4 protein-coding genes are annotated in these 2,525 nt (G+C 46.6%); 1 reads left to right on the top strand and 3 read right to left on the bottom strand.

Annotation, left to right across the window (positions count from 1 at the left end; genetic code table 11):
* Window positions 1-199: 199 nt before the first annotated feature.
* The 3 genes from FO440_RS24225 to FO440_RS24235 all read right to left on the bottom strand — a co-directional run bounded on the left by FO440_RS24225 (window position 200) and on the right by FO440_RS24235 (window position 1,982).
* Window positions 200-973, bottom strand: coding sequence for an AraC family transcriptional regulator (locus tag FO440_RS24225; protein WP_144250909.1), 774 nt, complete (start codon window positions 971-973; stop codon window positions 200-202).
* Between the two features lie 192 nt (window positions 974-1,165).
* Complete coding sequence (locus FO440_RS24230; RefSeq protein WP_144250900.1) at window positions 1,166-1,363, bottom strand: hypothetical protein; 198 nt, start codon at window positions 1,361-1,363, stop codon at window positions 1,166-1,168.
* A 52-nt stretch (window positions 1,364-1,415) separates the two neighbouring features.
* The gene (locus tag FO440_RS24235) at window positions 1,416-1,982 is read right to left on the bottom strand and encodes an arylesterase (protein ID WP_144250910.1); all 567 of its coding nucleotides are present in this window, start codon (window positions 1,980-1,982) and stop codon (window positions 1,416-1,418) included.
* 39 nt (window positions 1,983-2,021) lie between these two features.
* Here FO440_RS24235 and FO440_RS24240 point away from each other — a divergent pair.
* Window positions 2,022-2,525 (top strand): SDR family oxidoreductase (locus FO440_RS24240; RefSeq protein ID WP_144250911.1); only part of this gene is annotated, 504 nt, incomplete at its 3' end.

Genomic DNA, 2,525 nt, shown 5'->3' on the forward strand with positions numbered 1-2,525 from the left:
TAACTTCGAGGTGAACGCGATGATCTATGATACTACATTAGCGAGGCACTTAAAAAAAGCATTCGAAGAAGACCTCAAGCACTCTATTAAGATCAATCCCAGCCAATGGGCTAAGCGAACCCTCTTCAGGCAATTGCCCGAAAAGGTTTGCCGCTTGTTTTCACCCTTGCTTTAAATCTGCTATGCTTTTAATACTTTATCAGGCTCGCTTTGATTTAATAGTTGCGGCCTGGGATTCCAGCTGGACTTTTGATTTCAAAGGCGGGTAACCGAATTCTGCTTTATAAGATTTAGCAAAATGGGACATGCCACCGAATCCGCAGAGCACCGTGAAAGCAGCAATAGAATAATCGGAATAACGAACCAGGAAGTAAGCGTATTCTAGCCGGCGCCGGATCAGCCATTCCATCGGCGTCGTCTCATAAAGCCCGGCGAAATTTCTTTTGAAAGTACTCAAGCTCTGCCCCATGGCAGCGCCCAGTTGTTCGACCGTCATTTTACGGGTGTAATTGGCTTCCAGGTAATAGCTTATTGAAGCTTTACCCGGCAACCAGTCTGCCGGAAGCAAGCAGGCCAATTGCGCCGCCGAAAGCATTCCGAGCATATCTGTCAAAAAGCGGTGCGCCAACGCCTTGCAAACTATCGTTTTATGGGGATTGTCCGAATCTAAACAGAGCTGTAGGGCTTTAAAATCCCGTTTTGCCTGATCTGAATTTTTTAATACGATCAGCTCCATATCTTCAACGCTGTCATCGGCATTAACAGGCAAAACCGGAAAAATACAGTAGTGCAGGTAATCGGCATGAACATAAAAATGAATAAGCTCGTTATGCCCGAATGCCTCCTGGAAATTGTCTGAATTGGCTATAAAAGTTTCCGATACAGTCGCTGTCAAATGAAGGAAACCCGGATCTGAAAATGCATCATTCGGAAAAAAGCCCGCCCAGGGCTGGAGATGCGCTGATCCTTCCATTAACGGGTTTTTGTATAAAATTTATTGAAGCAGCTGTAACACCTGTAGCGTTCTACCGGCAGCCAAAATAAAAAAAAATCGAACCACTCGCCCTTCGGAATTTTATGATGGGAAATGGTGGTGCAGGTAGGGCACCTTACGATTTTTTTATTGGGGTCATTGCTATTGTTCATCGGTAAACGTTCTAAATGACTATCGCGGGATATACCCGTTGCCCGTATAACGCCTGGTCTCACCTTCCAGTATGGCTTTCCAGAAATTATTCACTTGTAGTACCGTGTATTCGCTGGTTCCTTTTGGAAAAATGACTTCGTCGTTTTTTATTTCTACATCTACATTGTAGGATTCGTGAATGGTTGCTTTTGTAAAAGCTATAAATTCTTTGGTCATAATACAAATTTATACTAAAATTATTAGTATTGCAAGAAGGGTTCTCGTTATTTTAAGTTAAAAGCTTTGTCAGAAGCGGCCATATATGGTTCGCGATAACCTGGTAACCTGCAGCAGAAGGGTGGAGGCCGTCGCGCAAATTCAATTCCCTGTGTCCGGCTACTCCTTCTAAAAAGAAGGGCACGAATGCCGGCTCAAATTCTTCCGCCAGTTTTTGATAAACACTGCTGAATTGAACAGCAGTAGCAGAATGGAAATTCGGAGGCAATTGCATACCCATGAGCGCGATCCGGGCATCGGGGTATTTTTCCTTTACTTTGACGATGATCGCGCTCAGGTACGCCAGTGTTGCTGCAGGCGGGATACGGCGGATGACATCATTGATCCCCAGTTCCAAAACAAATACGTCAATCGGTTTGGATAGCCAGTGATCCAGCCTTTGTAAACCACCGGCAGAGGTATCGCCGCTCTTGCCGGCATTGCTTACCTCGTAGGTTAAACCTGCTTCCGCGATGCGTTTTTCAATTAATGCCGGGAATGATTCGGTGGCCGGGTTTGCTAAACCATAACCGGCGGTTAAGCTATCGCCGAAAAAAAGGAGGTGACGGGGTTTATTCATATTCTAGCTAACAATCATCCCGCTGAATTGTTAAGTGAAATGATGAAATATAAGTATATTATTCTCGGAGGGACAGGCCATATCGGTACTGCCCTGGCTAAAGCGCTGGAGGACCGTGGAGAACGGGTACTTGCAGCCGGCCATGATGAAGTCGACGTTTTTGATACCCGTTCTTTAAGCGGTTTTTTCGGGCAGCGTGAGCGTGCCTTTATCCTGAATCCCCCGGCTCCGCCGGATGCTGATACCCTTGAACAGGAAACCAAAAGTATGTTGGCTATTATCGCTGCCGTAAAAAATTCAAGCCTGGAGAAAATCGTCGCGGCTTCTACTTATGGCGCGCAAGCGGGTAACCATATCGGCGACCTGGGCGTGTTGTACGAAATGGAGCAGGGCCTGAAGGCGCAGCAGGTGCCGCTCGCAATCATTCGCAGCGCGTATTACATGAGTAATTTCGATCAGTCCTTAAACGTGGTCAGGGAAACGGGGAACCTGCCTTCGCTTTATCCTGCGGATTTCGAGCTGCCGATGGTCGCGCCGGCAGAT

This window comes from Mucilaginibacter corticis (genome assembly GCF_007558865.1).
GTDB classification, from domain to species: Bacteria; Bacteroidota; Bacteroidia; order Sphingobacteriales; family Sphingobacteriaceae; genus Mucilaginibacter; species Mucilaginibacter corticis.